A 20762-nucleotide genomic window follows, 5' to 3' on the forward strand; every position below is an offset into this window, starting at 1 on the left:
GGATGATGGTCCATGCTGGTGGCTGACCACGAGGTGGAGGAATGGACGCTTTCAACCCGACGACCAAGACGCAGCAGGCCGTGTCCGCGGCGGTGCAGGCCGCGACGCTGAACGGGAACCCGGACGTGGGTTCCGTGCACCTGCTCAGTGCACTGCTGGCGCAGACGGACGGGTTGACCGCCCCGTTGCTGTCGGCCGTGGGCGCCGACCCCGCCCAGGTGCGCAAGGAGCTGGAGCAGCTCTCCCGCTCGTTGCCGAGTGCTTCCGGCTCGACCGTGTCCGCTCCGCAGTTCTCGCGCGACGCCGTGCGGGTGATCGGGAAGGCCCAGGAGCTCGCCACCGAGATGGGTGACGAGTACGTGTCCACCGAGCACCTGCTCGTGGGGCTCGCGCAGCACGGTGGCCAGGTGGCCGACCTGCTGCGGCGGCACGGTGCGACGCCCGACGCGCTGACCGACGCCTTCGCGAAGGTGCGTGGCTCGGCGCGGGTGACGTCGGCCGATCCCGAAGGCACCTACAAGGCGCTGGAGAAGTACGGCGTCGACCTGACCGAACGCGCGCGCAAGGGCGAGCTCGACCCGGTGATCGGCCGTGACGCCGAGATCCGCCGGGTCGTGCAGGTGCTGTCGCGGCGCACGAAGAACAACCCCGTGCTGATCGGCGAGCCCGGCGTCGGCAAGACGGCGATCGTCGAGGGCCTGGCGCAGCGCGTCGTGGCCGGTGACGTGCCGGAGTCGTTGCGCGGCAAGAAGGTCGTGTCCCTGGACCTCGGCTCGATGGTCGCGGGCGCCAAGTACCGCGGTGAGTTCGAGGAACGGCTCAAGGCCGTGCTCAAGGAGATCACCGACTCAGCCGGGCAGGTCATCACGTTCATCGACGAGCTGCACACGATCGTCGGTGCGGGCGCGACCGGTGAGTCGGCGATGGACGCCGGCAACATGATCAAGCCGATGCTGGCCCGCGGTGAGCTGCGCATGGTCGGTGCCACGACCCTGGACGAGTACCGCGAGCACATCGAGAAGGACGCCGCCCTGGAACGCCGCTTCCAGCAGGTGCTGGTCGGCGAACCGTCGGTGGAGGACACGGTCGGCATCCTGCGCGGGCTCAAGGAGCGCTACGAGGTGCACCACGGCGTGCGCATCACCGACGCCGCCCTCGTCGCCGCCGCCACGCTGTCCGACCGCTACATCACCGCGCGCTTCCTGCCGGACAAGGCCATCGACCTCGTCGACGAGGCCGCGTCCCGGCTGCGCATGGAGATCGACTCCCGGCCCGTCGAGATCGACACCGTCGAACGTGCCGTGCGGCGCCTGGAGATCGAGGAGATGGCGCTGGCCAAGGAGTCCGACGCGGCGTCGGTCGAACGGCTGCACGCCCTGCGCGCCGAGCTCGCGGAGAAGCGCGAGGAGCTCTCCGCGCTGACGGCCAGGTGGCAGAACGAGAAGGGCTCCATCGACCGCGTCCGCGGCCTGAAGGAGCAGCTGGAGTCGTTGCGCGGCGAGTCGGAACGGGCCGAGCGCGATGGCGACCTCGGTCGCGCCGCCGAACTCCGTTACGGCCGGATTCCCCAGCTGGAGAAGGAACTCTCCGTTGCCGCGGAATCCACACAGGCCGATGCGATGCTCAAGGAGGAGGTCGGCCCGGACGACGTCGCGGATGTCGTGGCGGCGTGGACCGGCATCCCGGCCGGCCGCCTGCTGGAGGGCGAGACCGCCAAGCTGCTGAGGATGGAGGACGAACTCGCGCGCCGGGTCGTCGGCCAGGCCGAAGCGGTGCGGGTCGTGTCGGACGCGGTGCGCCGCACGCGCGCCGGAGTCGCGGACCCGGACCGCCCGACGGGCTCGTTCCTGTTCCTCGGCCCCACCGGCGTCGGCAAGACCGAGCTCGCGAAGGCGCTGGCGGCGTTCCTGTTCGACGACGAGCGGGCGATGATCCGCATCGACATGAGCGAGTACTCCGAGAAGCACTCGGTGGCCCGCCTGGTCGGCGCGCCTCCCGGCTACGTCGGCTACGACCAGGGCGGCCAGCTCACCGAGTCGGTCCGCCGCCGCCCGTACTCGGTCGTGCTGCTGGACGAGGTCGAGAAGGCCCACCCGGACGTCTTCGACGTGCTGCTGCAGGTCCTCGACGACGGCCGCCTGACCGACGGCCAGGGCCGCACCGTCGACTTCCGCAACACGATCCTGGTGCTCACCTCGAACCTGGGTTCGCAGACCATCGTGAACCCGTCGCTGACCGAGCGGGAACGCAAGGACGCCGTGATGGCCGTGGTGCAACGGCACTTCAAGCCGGAGTTCCTGAACCGGCTGGACGACGTCGTGGTCTTCCACGCGCTCGCCACCGAGGAGCTGACGTCCATTGTGGACATCCAGATCACTCGCCTGGCGGACCGGCTCGCGGCCCGTCGCCTGACGCTGGAGGTCACGCCGTCGGCCCGCGACTGGCTGGCGTTGAACGGTTTCGACGCGATCTACGGCGCCCGGCCGCTGCGACGGCTGGTGCAGTCGGCGATCGGCGACCAACTGGCCAAGGAGTTGCTGGCCGGTGAGGTGCGCGACGGTGACACCGTGCGGGTCGACGTGCTGGACGACAACAGCGGCCTGATCGTGGGCCGCACCGCGTGATGTTCGTGAGGTATCAGGCGGCGCAGGCCAACGCCAACGGGAACTTCTCCGGAGTCTTCGGACTGGTGAACGGCCTGCGCCGGCGTGGTGAGCTCACCGCGGAGCAAGAAGAGTTCGTGCGCGTCAACAACGCCTGGTACAACGCCGCCTACGTCGATCCGTCGACGGTCGACCCGACGGTCTACGACCGGGAGGTCAACCCCGCTGCCCGCGCGTGGTTCAAGGCGGAGGCGACACACCTGGTGGAACGGCTGCCGGGTTACCTCGCCCTCCTCGACGCGCACGGAGTGCGATGGGAGCGACTGACCAGCGACGATCCCGGCCGCGTCGTCTACGAGGACGCGGACCAGGTCGTCGTGGTGCCGCGGTCACCAGGCCACGGGTAGCGAGACCAGCGCACGGACGTTGGTCTCCATCCGGTACGTCAGCTCGGACTCGTCGACGGCCAGGCGCAGTCCGGGGAACCTCTTCACCACCGACGTCAGCGCGACCCGCAGTTCCAGCTTCGCGAGCTGTGCGCCGAGGCAGTGGTGCGGCCCGTACCCGAGCGCGACGGGTGCGGCGTCGTCCCTGCCCAGGTCCAGCCGATCCGGATCCGGGAACGCCGCGGGATCCCGGTTCGCCGAGGAGAGGATCGGCAGTACGGCCGCCCCGGCTTCCAGGTGCACGCCGGCCAGTTCCACGGCCTCGGTGGTGACCCGAGGCAGGGTCGCCGCCATCAACCGCGAGAACCGCAGCAGTTCGTCGACGGCCGTGCCGATCAACGCCGGATCATCGATCAGCCGGCGCAACTCCGCAGGGTGCCTCAGCAGTGTCAGCAGCGAGTTGCCCAGCTGGTTCACGGTGGTGTCGTGCCCGGCGGCCAGCAACATCTGGAGGTTCGCCAGCATCTCGGCCGACGTCAGGTGGCCGCCCTCGTCGTGGGCCCCGACGAGCGCGGTGATCAGCTTGTCGTCCGGGCGAAGCCGCTTCTCCTCGACCAGGTCGGCGAGGTAACCCTGCATGTCGTTCTCGGCCTGACGAAGCTCTTCCGGCGTGAGCGCGGACGTCATCAGCACGCCCGTCCACCGGCGGATGTCCAGAGCGTCGGAGTAGGGCGCTCCGAGCAGTTCGCAGATCACCGTCGTCGGCAACGGGGTGCAGAGGCCCGCCACCAGGTCGGCGGGTGACTCCAGGGAGTCGAGCAACTCGTCGACGATGGTCTGCACCCGCGGTCGCAGTGCGGCGACCATGCGCGGGCTGAACGCGGAGGCCATGAGCTTGCGGATGCGGTTGTGCCGGCGTCCCTCCAGCGAGGTGAGCACCAGCGGGTTGGCCCCGGACGGGATCGTGACGGGGCCACCAGGGCGCGTGGCCTCCTCACGGCTGAACCGCGGATCGGTCAGGACCTGCTTGCAGGCGGCGTGCGACAGCGCCAGCCAGATGTCGATCGGACCCATCTTCGCGAGCACGACGGGCCCCTCGGAGGCGAGGAGTCTCTGCGCCTCCGGCTCGTTGTCCAACGAGCGTGGCGTGGTGAACGGGAACGTGGCAGACATGCTATGAAGCACGCCGATTCGGCACGTCCAGTTCACGACGCGCGGAAGTGATCTTCGTTCCTCGCCCCCGACCCACTAGGCTCTGGCTGTGGGCATACCGGCGTGGGTCTGGTTCACCGTCGCCGCGGTGGCGGGCGTGGCGGGGTTTGCCCTGCTCGCGACCGACCGGGCGCAACGAACCGCGCGTAATCGTGAACGGCGCCGTTGGGCTGCTCTGCGCGGCTGGCAGTTCGAGGAGACAGACCACGTGCTGCCGACCCGCTGGGAAGCGGGAGCCATCGCGTACTACGGCACGGGTCTCGCCCGTGACGTCGTCGCGGGCTCCACCTTCACCGCGGACGGCCGCAGGCAGGTCTACGTGCTCGATCACGAGACCGGCGGCAAGGTCAACTCCGTGCTGGTCGGCGTGCGCTGTCGCAGGGCGCTGTCGGTGGTGATCGAACTGTGGCTGTCGACGGTCCCGTTCCAGCGCGACAACGACAAGATGCCGATGCCCGACCTGCTCGGGCCGGTGGGCTCGCGGTACGCGTTCGTCACGGACGTCCCGGCGGCTCGCAAGATCATCACGCCGGACCTGATCGACGCCGCCGAGGAGATCGGTGGCGACGTCACGGTCGTCTGGATGGAGAACGACTGGGTGCTGGCCGCCGCCCCGCCGAACTCGTCGCCCGCACGCCTGGAACGGCTGCTGCGCGACGTCGGTGAGCTGGCGGACGTCATCGACCCGTTCGACCCGGACCCCTCCGAGCGGGAGGAACCGGTGGCGGAGGACGACGAGGGTGGCGAGGTCTACCGGCCGTCGTTCGGCCGCAAGCCCTGACCGGAGGCCGCTGGACGTTGGGTGATCACCGGGTTTCCGACTACCGTTCGGTGGCATGCCAACCGCACTGGTGACCGGATCGACCGTCGGGATCGGGGCCGCCTTCGCCCGCAGGCTCGCGGCCGAGGGATATGACCTCGTACTGGTCGCGCGCACCGCGTCCGCGCTCGAGGAACTCGCGAAGCAGCTGCACGACCGGCACGGCGTCCACGTCGACGTTCTGCCGGCCGACCTCAGCGACCACGAGGACCGGCTCAAGGTCGAGAAGCGGCTGGCCGAGTCGGCCGTCGACCTGCTGGTCAACAATGCTGGCTTCGCGAACACCGGCGAGTTCTTCGCGGCCGACATCGAGAAGCTCCAGGCCCAGCTGGACGTCAACGTCGCCACGGTGCTGCGGCTGAGCAGGGCCGCCATCCCGGCGATGATCGCGCGCGGCAAGGGCGACGTGATCAACGTGTCCAGCGTCGCCAGCTTCCTGCCCGGCCGCGGCACCAGTTACAGCGCGGACAAGGCGTGGGTGACCACGTTCTCCGAGGGCATGTCGCTCGCGGCCGAGGGCACCGGCGTGCGGATCATGGCGCTGGCCCCCGGTTTCGTGAAGACCGAGTTCCACCAGCGCGCGAAGATCGACATGTCGAAGACGCCGGACTGGCTCTACGTCGACGCCGACAAGCTGGTCCACGAGGCCCTGCGCGACCTGCGACGGGGCAAGCCGTTGTCGATCCCCGGCCTCCAGTACAAGGCGATCGTGACCATCACGAGGCTGCTGCCGCGGCCGTTCGTGCGCAGGATGGCGTCGCGGTTCGCGGGCGGTCGCGGTCGCACCTGAGCGGAACCGTTCGGCCTAACGGCGCGTCGGAGCCCTCGTGAGCGAACAGTTCCATGTCGAACCGGACGAGCTGCGCGGGTACAGCGAACTGCTGGACCGCAACGCCCAGCACTTTCTGACCATCAAGGACCACGCGATCTCCAAGGGCGGTGACACCAGCGGGTTCACCGGCCTGCTGACGTTGCTGCACCCCGTCGTGACCGGCGTCGCGAACCTCTACGGGGAGACGTTGGACTTCGCCAACAAGACGATGCTCAAGGACGCCGACGCCCTGAGGAAGACGGCGGACTCCTACGAGAAGGTCGACCAGTACGGCCTCAAGCTGATCCAGGGTGCGGGAGGTGGCCGATGACCACGGCGTACGCGGACGTCCAGGACCCGTCGGTCGCGCTCAGCGCCGCCGCCGAGGACCGCCCTGGCCGGCAGACCACCAAGGAGCTGATCGAGGCCGCAGGCTGGAAGCTCCAGGGCGTCAACTGGATCTACGAGAAGGTCACCGGCGAGAACCTGATCGAGTCGCTGATCAGCCCGCTGGTCGGCGACTTCGAGAAGATCGACGCCAACGCCAACGCGTGGGACCAGGTCGCCAAGGCGCTGGACTCCGTGCGGCACAACGTCGGTGACGGCGTCGGTCAGCTCAACCCGCACTGGAACGGCGGTGCCGCGCAGGCGTTCGAGCGCCGCATGGACACCATGTGGGTCATCGCGATCGAGGCGGACTCCCAGGTCGCCCGGATCATCGGCAACAAGTTCCAGTCGATGGCCTCGGCGTGCCGGTCGGCCACGAAGATCGCGCTGTTCCTGCTCGACAAGCTCTGCACGATGCTGCTCGAAGCCGCCATGACCGCGGTGATCCCGGTCGTCGGCTGGGGCCGCGCGGTGTGGATGGTCTACGACGCCATCCAGATCGTCGACGCGATCCGCAAGATCATCCAGTCGATCATGACGCTGATCGAGGGCGTCAAGGGCATGGTCGACGGCATTGTCGCGATGGGCACGGCGCTGATGAAGCTCAAGGACGTCAGGAACGTGAACGACGCGCTCGACGCGGTCGACGGCGTGCAGGACGGCAAGCAGAAGTTCGACAACGGTGTGTCCGCCGCGAAGTCCGGCGCGATCGGTGTCGGCCTCGGTGCCTACAGCCTGGGCAAGGCCGGTTCCGCCGCGTCGGGCCGGTCGAGTTCGGCCCCGGCTCCCGCGCCCGCTCCGGCACCCGCACCCACCGGCGGGGGTCAGCAGTGACGTTCCCCTACGACCAGGCGCGACTGCAGGCGCTGTTCTCCGAGGTGGACTCCCGGATCGACGACCTGGGCAAGGTCGCGACGGCCGCCTCGCACGTGCAGCGCCGGTCGCGGGGACTCTCCGAACAGGACCTCGCCGCGATCGAACGGTTCGCGAAGTCGCCGGGCGCGCCGAAGGAGCTCAAGGACCTCCAACGGCGCGTGGACGCAGGTGAGATGTCGTGGGCCGACGTCGCCGCGGGCCGTGCGATCAACGACCCCGGCGTGCAGCAGGCGCTCGCGGTCGGCGTGCCCGACCTCCAGCGCGCCTACCGCGCGATCGAGGAGGGCCAGGACATCGACGACATCATCGAGTCGGGCAACCCCGCCCCGCAGCCGCCGCCCAGGCCGCGCCGTGACGACGACGAACCCGACGACGGCCCGAGCCACTTCCGCAAGGACGCCTGGTAGTCAGACGGGCCAGTCCACGCCGCCACTGCTGGTGTGGCGGGTCCCGGTGCCGCGAACGACGTCGAAGGCGACCGCGCAGGCGGTCGCCAGCGAGCGCAGCGGCTCGGTGACCTGGGGGTTGATCTGGACGCGGTCCCGGCGGACGCGCTTGCCGTGCCGCTTGGCCCGTGCGCCGGTGTCGATCCGCCCGATGTCGGTGAAGAAGCAGAGTTGCTGACCGTTCGGGTCGTGCAGCGACTGCTTCCACGCGCCGTGCGTCTTGATGGTCCCGATCAACTGACCGGCCGGGGTGCTGACCCGCACGTGCGGGCGTCGTCCGAACTGCTTGGCGATGTGCATGATCGGCTGGCCGTGCGGCGCGACCACGTCGAGGTCGAACGACGTCCAGCCGGAGAACCCGGTGTGCCGCAACGGTCGCTGCAGGCCTGGTCCGCTGCTCTCCCTGACCACCATGACCGGCGTGTCGTGCTCGTCGAACACCTCCACCCGGTAGTGCGGCCGGAACAACAGGCTCATGGAGGTCCACGGCTGTTCGACGTAGAGGGTGCTCACAGTGATGCAGGGTACGAGGCAGCGACGGCGAGGGTGTGCGAAGCTGACGACCCGTGCGAACTGAAGTGGTCTTGGACGCGAACGCGAAGTCAGAACTCGCTCGTCTTGTGAGCGAATTGGCCGTGGTGCACGGCAAGGTGACCCTCTCCAGCGGCAAGGAAGCCGACTACTACGTCGACCTGCGGCGGGCGACGCTGCACCACGCGGCGGCCCCGTTGATCGGCAGGCTGTTGCGGCAGCTCACGTCCGACTGGGACTTCGTCGCGGTCGGCGGTTTGACGCTCGGCGCGGACCCCGTCGCCTACGCGATGATGCATTCCGCCGGAGCCGACGGTGACGTGCTCGACGCGTTCGTCGTGCGCAAGGCGAACAAGGCGCACGGTATGCAGCGGCAGATCGAGGGCATCGACGTGCGTGGGCAGCGCGTGCTCGCGGTCGAGGACACCTCCACCACCGGCGGTTCGGTGCTCACGGCCGTCGCTGCGCTGCGCGAACACGGGGCTGACGTCATCGGCGTCGCCACCGTCGTCGACCGCGGCACGGGCGCCAAGGAGGCCATCGAGGCCGAGGGTCTGCCGTACCGCTACCTGCTCGATTTGAACGATCTCGGGCTCGCCTGAGGTTTTATCGAGAGCGCTTCGAGCCACCCCGTCCTAGGCTGGAGGACGGGGTGGTGCGAATGGCCAGATTGTTCGCTGAGGCGGTCATGACGTTGCACTTCGCGGTGCTGGCGTTCCTGCTCGTGGGCGGGTACGCGGCATGGCGGTGGCGCGGCGTGATCTACCCGCACCTGGCGATCGGTGCGTGGGCGATTCTCAGTCTGCTGGTGCCGGTGACGTGCCCGCTGACGACCGCGGAGGAGTACTTCCGCGCGCAGGCGGGCATGCCGCCGCTGGGCACGGGTTTCATCGACCACTACATCGACGGCGTCTGGTACCCGGAGAGCGCGTCGACGCTGGTCCAGCTCGTGCTGGGGTCGATCGTGATCATCTCGTGGGTCGGCTTCTATGCTGGTCACCGTGCTGCTCGAAGGCTTTCACGCTGTTAAGCACGCGTTGCGCTTCGGCGCCGATGTGCACCCGCTGATCACGACGGACCTCGCCGCCGCGATCAGCCTCGCCGAGACGCACGCACCTGATCTGCGCGAGCGGTTCGCGGCCGCCACAGAGGTCGACCAGAACCACTTCAAGCTCCGTGTCGGCCGCACGCACCCGACGGGTGTGGCGGGGTTCGCGGAGAAGCCGGAGCTGGCGTTCGACCGGGATGCCCCGATCGTCCTGCTCGACAACCCGCGCAACCTCGGCAACTTCGGTGCCGCGATCCGGGTGGCCGCCGGCCTCGACGCGGGTGGCGTGATCTCCACCGGCGATGTCGACCCGTGGCACCCCAACGTGCTGCGGGGATCGGCCGGGCTGCACTTCGCGCTGCCGGTCGCCAAGGTCGGCAGCCTGGACTTCACAGGTGAGCTCATCGCGTTCGACGCGGACGGTGACCTGCTGAAAGGCCCGATCCCGGACGACGCCGTGCTGGCGTTCGGCTCGGAACGCCACGGCCTGTCCGCCGAAGTCCGCGAGAAGGCGTCCAGGATCGTCCGGCTGCCCATGCGCGAGAAGGTCAGCAGTTACAACCTCACAACTTCTGTGGCCATGGGCCTCTACCACTGGGTGATTCACCGAGCTTCTTGATCGGTCAAGCACGCACGATGACCTGGTGGTGATCGCGAAACTGCTGGCGGCACGCGCGGGTGTCGCGGAGCGCGCGGTGTACTCCAGGCACCTTCGGCGGGTCTGGGGTGTGCCGGGCACGCTTCTCGGGGCGCGGGCGTGGCCCCCGCTCTTCAGAGACAAGATCCACACCAGCTTCAACTACTGGTGGCAGGCGCATCTGCTCGACTGCATGATCGACGGCTACCTGCGCTCGCCCAACGAGCTGCGCAAGGCGGCCATCGCGAAGGTCGTGCGGGGCATCAGGGTGCGCAACGTCCTGGGCTGGACCAATGACTTCTACGACGACATCGCCTGGCTCGGCCTCGCCCTGCAGCGCGCTCAGAACGAGGTCGGCATCGCGAAGCCCAAGGCGCTCGACGCGATCGCCGTGCGGTTGCGGGACGGCTGGACCGACCACGCCGGCGGCGGCATCTGGTGGAAGCGCAACGACGACTTCAAGAACGTTCCCGCGAACGGCCCCGCGGCGATCTTCCTGGCCCGCCAGAACGAACGCACCGACCTCGCCCGCGCTCGGTCCATCGTGGACTGGGTCGAGGAGCACCTCGTCGATCCGGGCAACGGCCTCGCGTGGGACGGCCTGCACGTCCACCCCAACGGCGAGATCCGCGAGTACGAGAAGAACATCTACACGTACTGCCAAGGGGTTCTGATCGGCGCGTGCGTCGAACTGGCCAAGCACGGCCAGCAGGACAAGTGGCTCGACAAGGCCGCCCGCACGATCACCGCCGTCCACGACGACCTCGCCACCAACGGCGTGATCCGGGGCCAGGGTGGTGGCGACGGCGGCCTGTTCGCGGGCATCCTCACCCGCTACCTCGCCGAGGCGGCGCTGACGATCCCCGACCTCGATCCCGAACGGCACGAGACCGCCGATCTGGCCAGGGAACTCGTCGTGCAGTCGGCGGAAGCGGCGTGGAACAACCGCGTGATGGCGGTGAGCGGCCCGTTGTTCGGTCCGGAGTGGACGGTCCCAGCGGACGAGAAGGAAGGCCGCGACCTGTCCGTCCAGCTCGGTGGCTGGATGTGCCTGGAGGCGGCCGCCCTGCTCGAACGGCACGGCCTGAACGTCGCTACTGCCTGAGCCAGCTCAGCAACGTCCTGGCGTCCTCGCGGAACCGCTCCGGCGAGTCGTCCAGCACGAACTCCAGCAGCGCGTTGCGTTCGACGCCGTCACGCGCGAGCTCGGTCAGCACCGGCTTCCACAGGTCACGGCGTTCGGCGAGCGGGAACCGCTCCTTGAAGCCGCCGGAGCCCCACGAGAAGACGTGCGCCGTCACCGGTTCCAGCGTCCGCACCTCGTGCACGGCGGAGAACACGTCCTGGCCCCCGCGCGGCTGCCAGTACGACACCACTCCGTCGACCTCGTCGAGCAGCCGCACCGCCGAGTCGAGCGTGTCCGTGAGCGTGTTCGGGTGGTACTCCAGCGCGATCTTCGTGCCCAGCGCGTCCGCGTGCTCCACGGCGTGCTGCAGGGCCTCGATCACCGGACCGCGGTCGGGGCACTCGGCCGACCCCGCGGTGCCGGCCCAGACCCGCACGAACGGCGCGTCCAGTTCGGCCGCGGTCTCCAGGATCGGCGCCAGGTCGGCACGATCGGAGACACCGGCGCGGTAGTACGACCCGTACGCGGCCACTCTCAGGCCGGTGTCCAAAGCCCGCCGTGCCGCCGCGACATCGCCGGGCGGCACGTGCACGTCGCCGCCCCACTCGACGGCCCGCAGCCCGCACTCCGTCGCCAGCTCACCGATCTCGGAGACCGTGAGCTGCCGGAACGTCACCGAGACGAGTCCGGGGATCAGCATCCGCAGGACTGCCTGTGCCGCAGGGAGGGCGCCAGCCGGATGGTCTCCGGCGGCCGTTGCGGGTCGGCGATGCGGGAGAGCAGCAGCTTCACCGCGGTCCGCCCGATCTCCTCGACCGGCTGGGCCAGCGTGGTGAGCGGCGGTTCTATCAACGTGGCCCACTCGACCTCGTCGTAGGCGACGACGGCCAGGTCCGTGCCGAGCTTCAGGCCGCGGGCGCGCGCCTCGTGCAGCATGCCGACCGTGACGAGGTGGTCCGCCGCGACGACGGCCGTGGCCGGGTCCTCCTGGTCGAGCAGCGGCGCGAGCCAGCCGCTCTGCGAGACCAGGGCCTCGTCCCACTTCAGGCCCGCGCGGCCGAGGCCGAGGCGGTAGCCGAGGATGCGTTCCTCGGTCGTCGCCACGCCCGCCTGGCCGCAGACGATGCCGATCCGCCGGTGCCCCAGTTCCGCGAGGTGCTTCACCAGACCCGAGGTGGCCTGCACGTTCTCCGGCCCGACCTGGTCGATGTCCTTGGCCACGGTCAGCCGGTCCACCAGCACGGTGGGGATGTTCAGCCGCTTGAGCTCCGGCAGCACGAGGCTTCCCCCGGTGCCGGCGGACGGTGTGAGCAGCAACCCGTCGACTCTTCGCGAGCGCAGCGTTCTGACCGCCGTCTGCTCGGACTCGGGGGTGTCTCTCGTGTCGATCAGCACGAGCGAATAGCCGTTGCGAGTCGCCTCGGACTCGATGGCGGCGATCAGCTCGGCGAAGTACGGGTGGGAGACCAGTGACACGGCCAGGCCCAGCGACTTCGTGCCGCCCATGACCAGCGAACGCGCGATCGCGTCCCCCGTGTACCCGGTCTCGTCGATCGCCTTCTGGACGCGCTCGCGCGTGTCCCCTGCGACCGGCCTCGTCTCGTTGATCACGTGTGACACCGTGGTGATGGAGACTCCCGCGAGAGCCGCTACATCCCGCATGGTGACCATGGCTCGGGACCTTACCCGTTTGGAGGAAGCCCAGATGGCAGCCGTGCTGTGTGTCGGGCTCACAACTCTCGACGTGACCCAACGGGTGGACGCGTTCCCGGAACCGGGCCAGAAGATCCGCTCTCTCGGCGCGGTGCTGTCGCCCGGCGGTCCGGCGGCCAACGCGGCCCGCGCGGTCGCGGCACTGGGCGGACGGGCCGCGTTGCTCACCGCGTTGGGCGCCGACGCACTGGGTGAATTCGTCCGGGCTTCCTTGGAACCGGTTCAAGTGACGGCGGTGCCGGGCACGACGCCCGTGAGCATGGTCGTCGTCAGAGACGCTGATGGGGAGCGCACGGTCGTTTCCCGCAACGCGTCGGTGCCGGTGGAGGCGCCGGATTTGTCTGATCTTCTGGATGCTGCGGACGTGGTGCTCTTGGACGGACACCACGAAGGCCTGGTGATCCCCGTCGCCCGGCGGGCGAAAGCCATGGGATTGCCTGTGGTGCTCGACGCCGGGAGCTGGAAACCTGTCCTCGATCACCTGTTGCCGCTGGTGGACGTGGCCGCCTGCTCTCACGGGTTCGAGCGGTCCGAGGCCGAGGTGCACTCCTACGGGGTGCCGCTGGTCATTCGCACGCAGGGTGCGAAGCCGGTCACCTGGTCGCGGAACGGCTCGTCGGGAGAGCTGCCCGTGCCCGCGGTGGAGGTGAAGGACACGAACGGTGCCGGCGACGTCTGGCACGGCGCGTACGCCTACGCGCTCGCGTCAGGAGCGGACCCGGTGGCTGCCATCGGCTTCGCCTCGGAGGCGGCCGCCGTTCGCGTCGGTGCGGTCGGGGACTGGGTTGAGAGGCTGGCGCGGTGGCAGGACAGCAGGTCAGGTTCGACGAGCTGCTAGAACGGGCTCGAGTTCTCACCGATCAGGGTGAGCGCAAGATTCTCGGCATCGGCGGCGCACCCGGTTCGGGCAAGTCGACACTCGCGCGGCGGCTCGTCGAGGCACTCGACGGTCAGGCCGTGCTGGTCGAGATGGACGGATTCCACCTCGCGCAGAGCGAGCTCGAACGGCTGCGGCTGGTGGAACGCAAGGGCGCGCCCGACACGTTCGACATCCCCGGCTACGTGGACCTGCTCGGCCGGATCAAGGCGTGCGGGCCGGACATGATCTACGCGCCGGAGTTCCGCCGCGAGATCGAGGAACCGGTCGCCTGCGCCGTGCCGGTGCACCCGGACGTCCCGCTCGTCGTGACCGAGGGCAACTACCTGCTGCTCAACTACGACAAGTGGAAACGAGTCCGGATCATCCTGGACGAGGCGTGGTTCCTGTTCATCGACGAGGACGTGCGCGTGCAACGGCTGATCGACCGCCATCTGCGGTACGGGCGCACCCTGTCGGAGGCGAAGGAACGCGTGCTGCACGGCACGGACCACGTCAACGCGTTGATGGTGAACTCGTCCAAGGGATCGGCGGACCTGCTGATCACCGAAGTCCTGTAGGCAACCGGATCGCTGGTCCGTGCGTGCTCTGCCGCGGGGGGATGAACCGTGGACTCTGTGCTGGGAATCCTGTTGCGCCACCACCGGATCGCCGCCGGACTCACCCAGGAGGCGCTGGCCGAGAAGGCGGGCCTGAGCGGTCAGGCCATCGGTTCCCTGGAACGGGGCGACCGGCGCCATCCTCATCGCGCCACGGTGCTGCGGCTCGCCGACGCGCTCGGCCTGGGCGCGGACGAACGGGCCGAGTTCGCCGCGGCCGCCGCCCGCACGCCCAGACCGCGCCGCGCGTCGTGCGCACCGGTCCGGCAACTGCCCGCCGCGCCGGTGCGGTTCTCCGGGCGGGAGGCCGAGGTCGCCGAGCTGACCGGCCTGGTGGAACGGTCGGGTGTCGTGGTCGTCTCGGGCATGGCCGGCGTCGGCAAGACGTCGCTCGCGCTGCACGTGGCCCATCGCGTCGGTGACCTCTTCCCCGACGGTCAGCTCTACCTGGACCTGCGCGCGAGCCTTCCGCCGGAGGACGCGCTGGGTCAGCTGTTGCGTGCTCTCGGCCGGCCCGACCACGGCGGAACGCTGGCCGAGACGGCCGCGCGGTTCCGGTCCGCGCTGGCAGGGCGGCGGGTGCTGCTCGTGTTCGACGACGCGGCGACGGCCGGTCAGATCCAGCCGCTGCTGCCCGGCACCGTCGGGTGCGCGGCGGTCGCGACCAGCCGCCGGGCCATGGACACCCTGCCGCAGGCCCATCACCTGAGGCTGGACGTGCTGCCCGAACGCGAGGCGCTCGACCTGCTGGCGGCCTACGCGGGACCGGAACGGACCGGCGCTGACCCGTCGTCGGCGGTGCAGGTGGTGGAGCAGTGCGGACGGCTGCCGCTCGCCGTCCACCTCGCCGGTGCCCGGCTCGCGTCCCGCCCGGCCTGGCCGATCGCCCACCTCGCGCGCCGCCTGGCCGTGCGCAGGCTCGACGAGCTGGACCGCGACGACGCCGGAATCCGGGCGAGCTTCGCCGTGTCCGTCGACCAGCTGGACCCCTCCGACCAGAGCGCGTTCACGCTGTTCGGCGTCTTCGAGGACATCTCGCTATCGGTCGCCGCCCGCCTGCTCGACGTGGACGGGCTCGCCGCCGAACTGGTGCTGGAACGGCTGGCCGACCTGCACCTGTTGCAGGCCACGACGCCGGGCCGCTACCGGATGCACGACCTCGTCCGGACCTACGCGCGGGAACAGCCCGCGGACGCCGAGGCGCTCGGCAGGGTCGCGGACCTGTTCGTCGCGGTGGCGTGGCGGTCGGTGGCGCTGGCCGTGCCGCACAGCTTCCGCGGGACCTGGGCAGACCCGGCGTGGACCGCCGGCGCCCCTGACTTCACCACGGCCGCGGCGGCCTTCGCGTGGCTCGACGAGCACCGCCCGCACCTGGCCGACCTCTGCCGGACGCCCGGTGTGCCGGCACAGGCGCTGGTCCGGCTCGCGACCGGGCTGTTCCCGTACTACCTGAGCCGCGGCCATCGCGCGGACTGGGCCGAGCTGTGCGCGCTGGCGTTGCCCGCGACGAGCGACCCGCTGGCGCACGCGATCGTCGAGATGGACCTGGGTGTCGCGCTGGGCGATGCCGGCCCCCTGCACCGCGCCCTTGCCTCGTTCCGGGAGCTGGGCGACACCAACGGCGTGGCGGTCTGCCTCACCAACCTCAGCGAGGTGATGGACACCGTCGAGACCGGTGAGGAAAGCCTGGCCGTGGCACGCGAGCTGGGGCTGAAGTGCGTCGAGGCCGCGGTCCTGGAACAGCTGGGCAGCGCCTACGGCAAGCGCGGTGACCACGAGCGCGAGCTCCATTGCTACCTGGAAAGCCTGCGGCTGAACTCCCAGGAGAGCGACGAACGGGTCTGTGCGGGCGTGTTGCACCGGATCGGCGCGCTGCACCGCCGGTCAGGCCGGACAGAGGACGCCGCGACGGCGCTGGCCAGGAGCCTGCACCTGTTCCGCGAGGGAGGAGACCCGACCGGCGAGGTCGCGTGCCTGGAGGAGCTGGGGCTGGTGCACCTGCAGCGCCGGGACCGTGCGGCGGCGGTCGAGACGCTGCGCCGCGGCCTGGGCATCGCCGAGCGGCACGGCGACCTGAGACGGCAGGCGAGTCTGCGGCAGCACCTCGCGAAATGTGGAGGTTCTTCGTAGAGGTTGTCGCTGTCGAGGTCCTTGCGTTCTCGCAACCATCAACGGCATGAACAACTTCTCGAGGAAACTCGCCAGGACGGCCGTCGCCGGCGCACTCGCCGCCGTGGCCGTCACCGTCGCCACGCCTGCCGCCTCGGCCGCGGCGCGCGACGGCGTCTGCAACGACAACGAGTTCTGCCTTTACCACTTCAGCTACTTCGGCGGATCGCTCTCGGACTTCACCGGGAACATCTCGAACTACGGCGACTCACAGCCGACCTGCTACGAGTTCAAGAAGCCGAGCGCGGCGGGCTACCTGAAGTGCGTCAAGAACAACGCCGCGTCGGCGTGCAACACGACCGACCGTGACATCCGCGTGTACTTCAACAGCGGCTACGGCGGCAAGTACGACACGGTCCCGGCCAACACCTGCCGCAACCTCGACAACACCTACTACGAGAACGCGTCACACATGTTCATCTAGTGGCGCGTCTCGGAACGTTGGCGAGGTAATCCACGCTCAGCAGGGCGCCTCGCGGCGCCGCCCCCACGCCCCCGTACAACCAGTACGAGGACGTGGGGGCGGCACCACGATGCACCCGTCTGACCGCGAATTCCCCCGGCAACGTTCCGAGCCACACCACTAGGACGCGACGTCGACGGTCTCGTCGATCGGCTTCTTCATCTCCTCGCGGTAGCGCCAGATGCCCCAGCCGGTGCCGCCCAGGAAGAACGCGATGCTGACGACGATCGCCGCCGTCTCGAGCCACGGGAACGTCTGCAGGACGCCCGCGCCGTAATAGCCGGCCAGCACCAGCGTCGGCACCCACGCGATCGCACCGATGGTCGTGGCCAGCGTGAACCGGCGCAGGTCCATCCTGGCCGCGCCCGCGATCACCGGTGCCAGCGTGCGGATCCACGGGATCCAGCGGGCGAGCACGACAGCCCAGAAACCGCGCCGGTCGAGGAAGTCGCCGGCGCGTTTCAGGTTCTGCCGGTTCAGCACCTTGCCGCCCTTGCGGGCGAGCATGCGCGTGCCGGTGCCCCGGCCGATGAAGTAGCCGACCTGGTTGCCGACGACGGCGATGATCAGAGCCGCGAGGGACAGCAGCCATGCCGACAACTCGCTGTTGTGCGTTGCCAGCACCACACCGGCCGCGAACAGCAGCGAGTCACCGGGCAGGAAGAGCCCGAAGATGAAAGCGCACTCGACGAAGATGAAGCTCAGCACGATGACCCAGACGGCCACCGGACCCGCGGTCTCCAGCGAGGCGAAAGCATGCGCCACGGTGAGCCAGCCTACGTCGTGCTGTGCGAGCGGCATGGCGACATCGGGTTAACGGGTGGGCGAAATCTGGATTGAGCACGCCGAGTCACCGCGTGAACTCGCTCCGGTCGCGGGTGTCTCGCGGTGTCGCCCCGCGGGGGGTGCGGGGGCGGCGCCACGAGACACCCGCTGAGCGTGAATTGACCTGCCACTGTGCTGAGCCGCCCTACTAGCGTGGTGAGCATGGAGAACCTGCTCGCTGAACTCCGCACCGCCGTGGGTGACTCGGGTGTCCTGACCGATGCCGACGTCACCGCGAGCTATCAGCGCGACATGATGCCGTTGGCACCGCACGGCAGCCCGTTGGCGGTGGTGTTCCCGCTGAACACCGAGCAGGTCCAGGCCGTGGTCAGAGCCTGTGCGAGCCATCGCGTCCCGATCGTTCCGCGCGGCGCGGGCAGCGGGTTGTCCGGGGCCGCGAACGCCATCGAGGGCTGCGTCGTGCTGGTCACGACCAAGATGAACGCGATCGTGGAGATCGACACCGACAACCGCCTGGCCGTCGTCGAGCCCGGCGTGGTCAACCTCGACCTGCGCGGCGCCGTCGAGAAGGACGGCCTGTTCTACCCGCCGGACCCGAGCAGCTACGACTGGTGCACGATCGGCGGCAACCTCTCCACCAACGCCGGCGGCCTGTGCTGCGTGAAGTACGGCGTGACCACCGACTCGGTGCTCGGGCTGGAGGTCGTGCTGGCCGACGGCGAGGTGTTGCGCACCGGCCGCCGCACGGTCAAGGGCGTTGCGGGCTACGACCTCACCAAGCTCTTCATCGGTTCTGAAGGCACGTTGGGCGTGATCACCAAGGCCACGCTCGCCCTGAGGCCCCTGCCGCAGGCCCCCGTCACGCTGGTCGCCGCGTTCAGCAGCACCGCCACGGCCGGGGCCGCGGTCAGCCGGATCGTCCGCGAGGGCTTGGTGCCGTCCCTGATGGAGATCATGGACCGCACCTCGATCGAGGCCGTCGAGCAGTACCTGAAGACCGAGATCGGTGCCGGGCCGGGCTGCGCGGCGTTGCTGATCTGCCAGTCCGACGCGGGCGGCGAGCAGGCCAGGCACGAACTCCAGAAGATCGAGGAGATCTGCCTGGAGGCCGACCTCGTCTACGCGACCCACGACGTCAACGAGGGCCGCGACCTGCTGACCGCGCGCCGGGCCGTGCTCACCGCGCTGGAGATCTACGGCTCGTGGCTGACCGACGACGTGTGCGTGCCCCGCACCCGCATCGCCGAACTCATCCAGGGCTGCGAGGACATCTCCAAGGAGGTCGGCCTCAAGATCGCCGTCGTCGGCCACGCGGGCGACGGCAACATGCACCCGACGATCGTCTACGACCCTGCCGACGCCGACCAGTTCGCGCGCGCCCAGAAGGCGTTCGACGACATCCTGGCGGTCGGGCTTTCGCTCGGCGGCACGGTGACCGGCGAGCACGGCATCGGCAAGATCAAGCGCGAGTGGCTGGCGAAGGAGATCGGGCCGGTCGGCCTCCGGGTCCACCGCGAGATCAAACGCGCGCTGGACCCGGAGAACCTGTTCAACCCCGGTTCGATGTTCTGACTACTCGCGGTAGTACGTCGCCGTCCGCGACTCCAGGCCGTCGGCGGTGCGGGACCGCACGTCGACGCTCGGGGGCGGGAACTCCTGCTCACCGAGGTCGAGCGGCAGCGTCACCGCGCCGTCCGGTCCGGCCGCGACGACCTGCTCCGGACCCGAGTTGACGCTGTAGACGTACTGCACGACGCCGGGCATGCCGGGGGTGAACGTGTACAGGTCGCCGTCACGGGTGATGGCCGGACTGGAGTCCGCGGTGCGGGTGAAGCTGCTGCTCGGCTCGGTGAGGTCGCCCTCAGCGGTCTTCGCCTGCACGCGGACGCTGGTCGAGTGGTTGCTGGTGACCCGGACGGTCACCTTCGCCGCACCGGCCACCGCCGGGACCGTGAGCTGCGGTCCGCCGCCGACCGCGTAGACGAACTCGGTGACGTTCGCTTCGGCCGAGCTCATCGAGACCTCGATCTCCGATCCGAGCAGGGCCTCCTCGGGCGTTCGCACGGACGGGCCGCTGTAGCGCACCTTGAACGCGTAGGTCGCTGACCGTGAGAAGTTGCCGACCCGGTCGACCGCGAACACCTCGATGCGGTTGTCACCCCAGTACGGCACGCGGACGGTGGCCGTCGCGCTGCCGCCGGGACGGTCGGCCGCGACCTGCTGCAGCGCACCGTCCTTCAGGCGGTACTGGAACTCGACGACGTCCTCGTCACCGTTCGCGTCGAAGACGAACTTCCCCGGCAGCCCGGCGCCGGTGGTCGGGCCGTCCGGCCTGAAGTCGGCCGACGTGATCGACGGCGTGCCGGGTGCGACCAGGTCCGCGGTGAACCGGCACGGCGTGCTCGCCGCACCCTTCCCGTGGTCGTCCTCGCCCTGCGCGGTCCACTCGTAGGTGTGGCCGTGCTCCAGGAAGCTCGCCGGCAGGCCGAGATACGGGCGGCCGGGCCAGGTGTCGACCGCCTCGTGGCGCTTGGCCGGGTCGGCGACGTCGGTGACCACGTACCGGACCTGGAAGCCCGGCACGGGGTCCGCGTCGCTGACGGTCGCGAACAGGCTCGGCGGCGACGGGACGAGACGGCTCGTCTCTTCGCACGGCGTGCCGTTCATCCGCGGATCGGTCGCCGGGCTCGGCGGCGTGTTGTAGCTGACCTGCACGAGCATCGGCGTGTAGCGGCGACCGTACGACACGTCGTACTGCCTGCCACCTGACATGCGCAGCGCGAACGTGGCCTTCTCCTGGCCCGCGGCCACCGCCTTGGTGACGGCGTCGGAGATCTCCCAGCTCACGAACGCCTTGCAGTCGCCGTTCACCCTGGTGTCGAACCGGGTGAGTTCCTTCGGCGCCTTGAACCACGTGGGCTGTTCGGCGACCTTCGTCTGCCACAGCTCGACCGACCGCGGCTTGGCGCAGTCGGTCACCGAGGTCTCCCGGGAGTAGACCGCGGCGTCCACGATCTTCTTGCCGCGCAACGGCACCAGGTCCACCGTGACGTACGCCTTCGAGGAGTGGAACTGGTTCTCGGCGTCCCGCCAGGCACCGACCGGCAGTTCGTTGCCCGTCAGCGTCTCCAGCGGCGCGCGCAGATCGGTGTAGCCCTTGCCGGTGATCGGCAGGGTGATCGGCACCGAGTTGACGGCGGATGCCGGGGCCGCGGCGGATGCCGTGACCCCGGCAGCGATCAGCAGCGTGCTCAATGCACGTCTCATACGTG

Annotated in this window: 22 protein-coding genes; 16 read left to right on the forward strand and 6 right to left on the reverse strand. The window is 69.6% G+C overall.

All coding sequences use genetic code 11. From position 1 onward, the window contains the following. The first annotated feature begins 41 nt into the window (after nucleotides 1-41). Both clpB and ACIRG5_RS13410 read left to right on the forward strand, forming a co-directional pair. On the forward strand, nucleotides 42-2624 hold the full coding sequence (clpB, locus tag ACIRG5_RS13405; RefSeq protein ID WP_402904419.1) for an ATP-dependent chaperone ClpB: 2583 nt from the start codon (nucleotides 42-44) through the stop codon (nucleotides 2622-2624). After that, nucleotides 2624-3010, forward strand: a complete 387-nt coding sequence (locus ACIRG5_RS13410) for a hypothetical protein (protein WP_402904919.1) — start codon at nucleotides 2624-2626, stop codon at nucleotides 3008-3010. The genes clpB and ACIRG5_RS13410 overlap by 1 nt, the downstream gene beginning before the upstream one ends. Here ACIRG5_RS13410 and ACIRG5_RS13415 read toward each other — a convergent pair. Further along, nucleotides 2993-4162 (reverse strand): cytochrome P450, encoded by a 1170-nt coding sequence (locus tag ACIRG5_RS13415; protein WP_402904421.1) that lies wholly within the window; start codon nucleotides 4160-4162, stop codon nucleotides 2993-2995. The two genes, ACIRG5_RS13410 and ACIRG5_RS13415, sit on opposite strands and share 18 nt — an antisense overlap. 88 nt (nucleotides 4163-4250) lie before the next feature. On the opposite strand from ACIRG5_RS13415, the gene ACIRG5_RS13420 reads away from it, so the two are divergent. Genes ACIRG5_RS13420 through ACIRG5_RS13440 form a run of 5 tightly spaced genes read left to right on the forward strand, consistent with a single transcriptional unit; the run spans nucleotide 4251 to nucleotide 7502 of the window. After that, nucleotides 4251-4982 carry a hypothetical protein gene (locus ACIRG5_RS13420; RefSeq protein ID WP_319976546.1) on the forward strand — a complete coding sequence of 244 codons (732 nt, stop codon included), beginning with the start codon at nucleotides 4251-4253 and terminating at the stop codon, nucleotides 4980-4982. Between the two features lie 55 nt (nucleotides 4983-5037). Beyond that, nucleotides 5038-5811, forward strand: coding sequence for an SDR family NAD(P)-dependent oxidoreductase (locus ACIRG5_RS13425; protein WP_402904424.1), 774 nt, complete (start codon nucleotides 5038-5040; stop codon nucleotides 5809-5811). Between the two features lie 37 nt (nucleotides 5812-5848). Further along, nucleotides 5849-6163: a hypothetical protein gene (locus tag ACIRG5_RS13430; RefSeq protein WP_319976548.1), complete on the forward strand. Its 315-nt coding sequence runs from the start codon at nucleotides 5849-5851 to the stop codon at nucleotides 6161-6163. Further along, the gene (locus tag ACIRG5_RS13435; protein WP_360040708.1) at nucleotides 6160-7053 is read left to right on the forward strand and encodes a hypothetical protein; all 894 of its coding nucleotides are present in this window, start codon (nucleotides 6160-6162) and stop codon (nucleotides 7051-7053) included. The genes ACIRG5_RS13430 and ACIRG5_RS13435 overlap by 4 nt, the downstream gene beginning before the upstream one ends. Beyond that, the gene (locus ACIRG5_RS13440; protein WP_402904427.1) at nucleotides 7050-7502 is read left to right on the forward strand and encodes a hypothetical protein; all 453 of its coding nucleotides are present in this window, start codon (nucleotides 7050-7052) and stop codon (nucleotides 7500-7502) included. Before ACIRG5_RS13435 ends, ACIRG5_RS13440 begins: the two co-directional genes overlap by 4 nt. Here the strand turns inward: ACIRG5_RS13440 and ACIRG5_RS13445 are convergent, their stop codons facing one another. Further along, nucleotides 7503-8054, reverse strand: a complete 552-nt coding sequence (locus ACIRG5_RS13445; RefSeq protein ID WP_402904429.1) for a hypothetical protein — start codon at nucleotides 8052-8054, stop codon at nucleotides 7503-7505. A gap of 65 nt (nucleotides 8055-8119) precedes the next feature. Here ACIRG5_RS13445 and pyrE point away from each other — a divergent pair, with 65 nt between their 5' ends. Genes pyrE through ACIRG5_RS13465 form a run of 4 tightly spaced genes read left to right on the forward strand, consistent with a single transcriptional unit; the run spans nucleotide 8120 to nucleotide 10862 of the window. Further along, complete coding sequence (pyrE, locus tag ACIRG5_RS13450; protein WP_319976945.1) at nucleotides 8120-8674, forward strand: orotate phosphoribosyltransferase; 555 nt, start codon at nucleotides 8120-8122, stop codon at nucleotides 8672-8674. Between the two features lie 59 nt (nucleotides 8675-8733). Further along, entirely contained in the window at nucleotides 8734-9102 is a 369-nt protein-coding gene (locus tag ACIRG5_RS13455) for a DUF2784 domain-containing protein (RefSeq protein ID WP_319976552.1), read from the forward strand. Continuing rightward, complete coding sequence (locus tag ACIRG5_RS13460; protein WP_402904431.1) at nucleotides 9062-9739, forward strand: TrmH family RNA methyltransferase; 678 nt, start codon at nucleotides 9062-9064, stop codon at nucleotides 9737-9739. The genes ACIRG5_RS13455 and ACIRG5_RS13460 overlap by 41 nt, the downstream gene beginning before the upstream one ends. Nucleotides 9740-9764: 25 nt before the next feature. Beyond that, complete coding sequence (locus ACIRG5_RS13465; protein ID WP_402904433.1) at nucleotides 9765-10862, forward strand: glycoside hydrolase family 76 protein; 1098 nt, start codon at nucleotides 9765-9767, stop codon at nucleotides 10860-10862. On the opposite strand, the gene ACIRG5_RS13470 is transcribed toward ACIRG5_RS13465, so the two are convergent. Together ACIRG5_RS13470 and ACIRG5_RS13475 are read right to left on the reverse strand one after the other, a co-directional pair. Then, nucleotides 10852-11583, reverse strand: a complete 732-nt coding sequence (locus ACIRG5_RS13470; RefSeq protein WP_402904435.1) for a sugar phosphate isomerase/epimerase family protein — start codon at nucleotides 11581-11583, stop codon at nucleotides 10852-10854. The genes ACIRG5_RS13465 and ACIRG5_RS13470 overlap by 11 nt on opposite strands. Further along, nucleotides 11577-12554 (reverse strand): LacI family DNA-binding transcriptional regulator, encoded by a 978-nt coding sequence (locus ACIRG5_RS13475; RefSeq protein WP_402904437.1) that lies wholly within the window; start codon nucleotides 12552-12554, stop codon nucleotides 11577-11579. The genes ACIRG5_RS13470 and ACIRG5_RS13475 overlap by 7 nt, the downstream gene beginning before the upstream one ends. A 34-nt stretch (nucleotides 12555-12588) precedes the next feature. Here ACIRG5_RS13475 and ACIRG5_RS13480 point away from each other — a divergent pair, with 34 nt between their 5' ends. From ACIRG5_RS13480 to ACIRG5_RS13495, 4 genes are read left to right on the forward strand one after another with little or no spacing between them, the layout of a single operon-like run. Next, entirely contained in the window at nucleotides 12589-13434 is an 846-nt protein-coding gene (locus ACIRG5_RS13480) for a PfkB family carbohydrate kinase (protein WP_402904439.1), read from the forward strand. After that, nucleotides 13398-14033, forward strand: a complete 636-nt coding sequence (locus ACIRG5_RS13485; RefSeq protein WP_402904441.1) for a nucleoside/nucleotide kinase family protein — start codon at nucleotides 13398-13400, stop codon at nucleotides 14031-14033. The genes ACIRG5_RS13480 and ACIRG5_RS13485 overlap by 37 nt, the downstream gene beginning before the upstream one ends. A gap of 48 nt (nucleotides 14034-14081) precedes the next feature. Further along, nucleotides 14082-16202 (forward strand): ATP-binding protein, encoded by a 2121-nt coding sequence (locus tag ACIRG5_RS13490; RefSeq protein WP_402904443.1) that lies wholly within the window; start codon nucleotides 14082-14084, stop codon nucleotides 16200-16202. Between the two features lie 46 nt (nucleotides 16203-16248). Beyond that, entirely contained in the window at nucleotides 16249-16665 is a 417-nt protein-coding gene (locus ACIRG5_RS13495) for a peptidase inhibitor family I36 protein (protein ID WP_402904445.1), read from the forward strand. A gap of 159 nt (nucleotides 16666-16824) precedes the next feature. Here the strand turns inward: ACIRG5_RS13495 and ACIRG5_RS13500 are convergent, their stop codons facing one another. Beyond that, nucleotides 16825-17505 (reverse strand): DedA family protein, encoded by a 681-nt coding sequence (locus ACIRG5_RS13500; protein WP_402904447.1) that lies wholly within the window; start codon nucleotides 17503-17505, stop codon nucleotides 16825-16827. A 186-nt stretch (nucleotides 17506-17691) separates the two neighbouring features. Here ACIRG5_RS13500 and ACIRG5_RS13505 point away from each other — a divergent pair, with 186 nt between their 5' ends. Next, the gene (locus tag ACIRG5_RS13505; protein WP_402904449.1) at nucleotides 17692-19062 is read left to right on the forward strand and encodes an FAD-binding oxidoreductase; all 1371 of its coding nucleotides are present in this window, start codon (nucleotides 17692-17694) and stop codon (nucleotides 19060-19062) included. Here ACIRG5_RS13505 and ACIRG5_RS13510 read toward each other — a convergent pair whose 3' ends face one another. Beyond that, nucleotides 19063-20757 (reverse strand): hypothetical protein, encoded by a 1695-nt coding sequence (locus ACIRG5_RS13510; protein ID WP_402904451.1) that lies wholly within the window; start codon nucleotides 20755-20757, stop codon nucleotides 19063-19065. It abuts the gene before it with no gap. Nucleotides 20758-20762 lie beyond the last annotated feature (5 nt).

The sequence above is a fragment of the Lentzea sp. NPDC102401 genome (genome assembly GCF_044765805.1).
In the GTDB taxonomy this organism is placed as follows: domain Bacteria; phylum Actinomycetota; class Actinomycetes; order Mycobacteriales; family Pseudonocardiaceae; genus Lentzea; species Lentzea sokolovensis.

Coding starts and splice junctions, on each gene's coding strand:
- clpB (WP_402904419.1), top strand. CDS start 42: ATGGACGCTTTCAACCCGACGACCAAGACGCAGCAGGCCGTGTCCGCG.
- ACIRG5_RS13410 (WP_402904919.1), top strand. CDS start 2,624: ATGTTCGTGAGGTATCAGGCGGCGCAGGCCAACGCCAACGGGAACTTC.
- ACIRG5_RS13415 (WP_402904421.1), bottom strand. CDS start 4,162: ATGTCTGCCACGTTCCCGTTCACCACGCCACGCTCGTTGGACAACGAG.
- ACIRG5_RS13425 (WP_402904424.1), top strand. CDS start 5,038: ATGCCAACCGCACTGGTGACCGGATCGACCGTCGGGATCGGGGCCGCC.
- ACIRG5_RS13435 (WP_360040708.1), top strand. CDS start 6,160: ATGACCACGGCGTACGCGGACGTCCAGGACCCGTCGGTCGCGCTCAGC.
- ACIRG5_RS13455 (WP_319976552.1), top strand. CDS start 8,734: ATGGCCAGATTGTTCGCTGAGGCGGTCATGACGTTGCACTTCGCGGTG.
- ACIRG5_RS13460 (WP_402904431.1), top strand. CDS start 9,062: ATGCTGGTCACCGTGCTGCTCGAAGGCTTTCACGCTGTTAAGCACGCG.
- ACIRG5_RS13470 (WP_402904435.1), bottom strand. CDS start 11,583: ATGCTGATCCCCGGACTCGTCTCGGTGACGTTCCGGCAGCTCACGGTC.
- ACIRG5_RS13475 (WP_402904437.1), bottom strand. CDS start 12,554: ATGGTCACCATGCGGGATGTAGCGGCTCTCGCGGGAGTCTCCATCACC.
- ACIRG5_RS13480 (WP_402904439.1), top strand. CDS start 12,589: ATGGCAGCCGTGCTGTGTGTCGGGCTCACAACTCTCGACGTGACCCAA.
- ACIRG5_RS13495 (WP_402904445.1), top strand. CDS start 16,249: ATGAACAACTTCTCGAGGAAACTCGCCAGGACGGCCGTCGCCGGCGCA.
- ACIRG5_RS13500 (WP_402904447.1), bottom strand. CDS start 17,505: ATGCCGCTCGCACAGCACGACGTAGGCTGGCTCACCGTGGCGCATGCT.
- ACIRG5_RS13505 (WP_402904449.1), top strand. CDS start 17,692: ATGGAGAACCTGCTCGCTGAACTCCGCACCGCCGTGGGTGACTCGGGT.
- ACIRG5_RS13510 (WP_402904451.1), bottom strand. CDS start 20,757: ATGAGACGTGCATTGAGCACGCTGCTGATCGCTGCCGGGGTCACGGCA.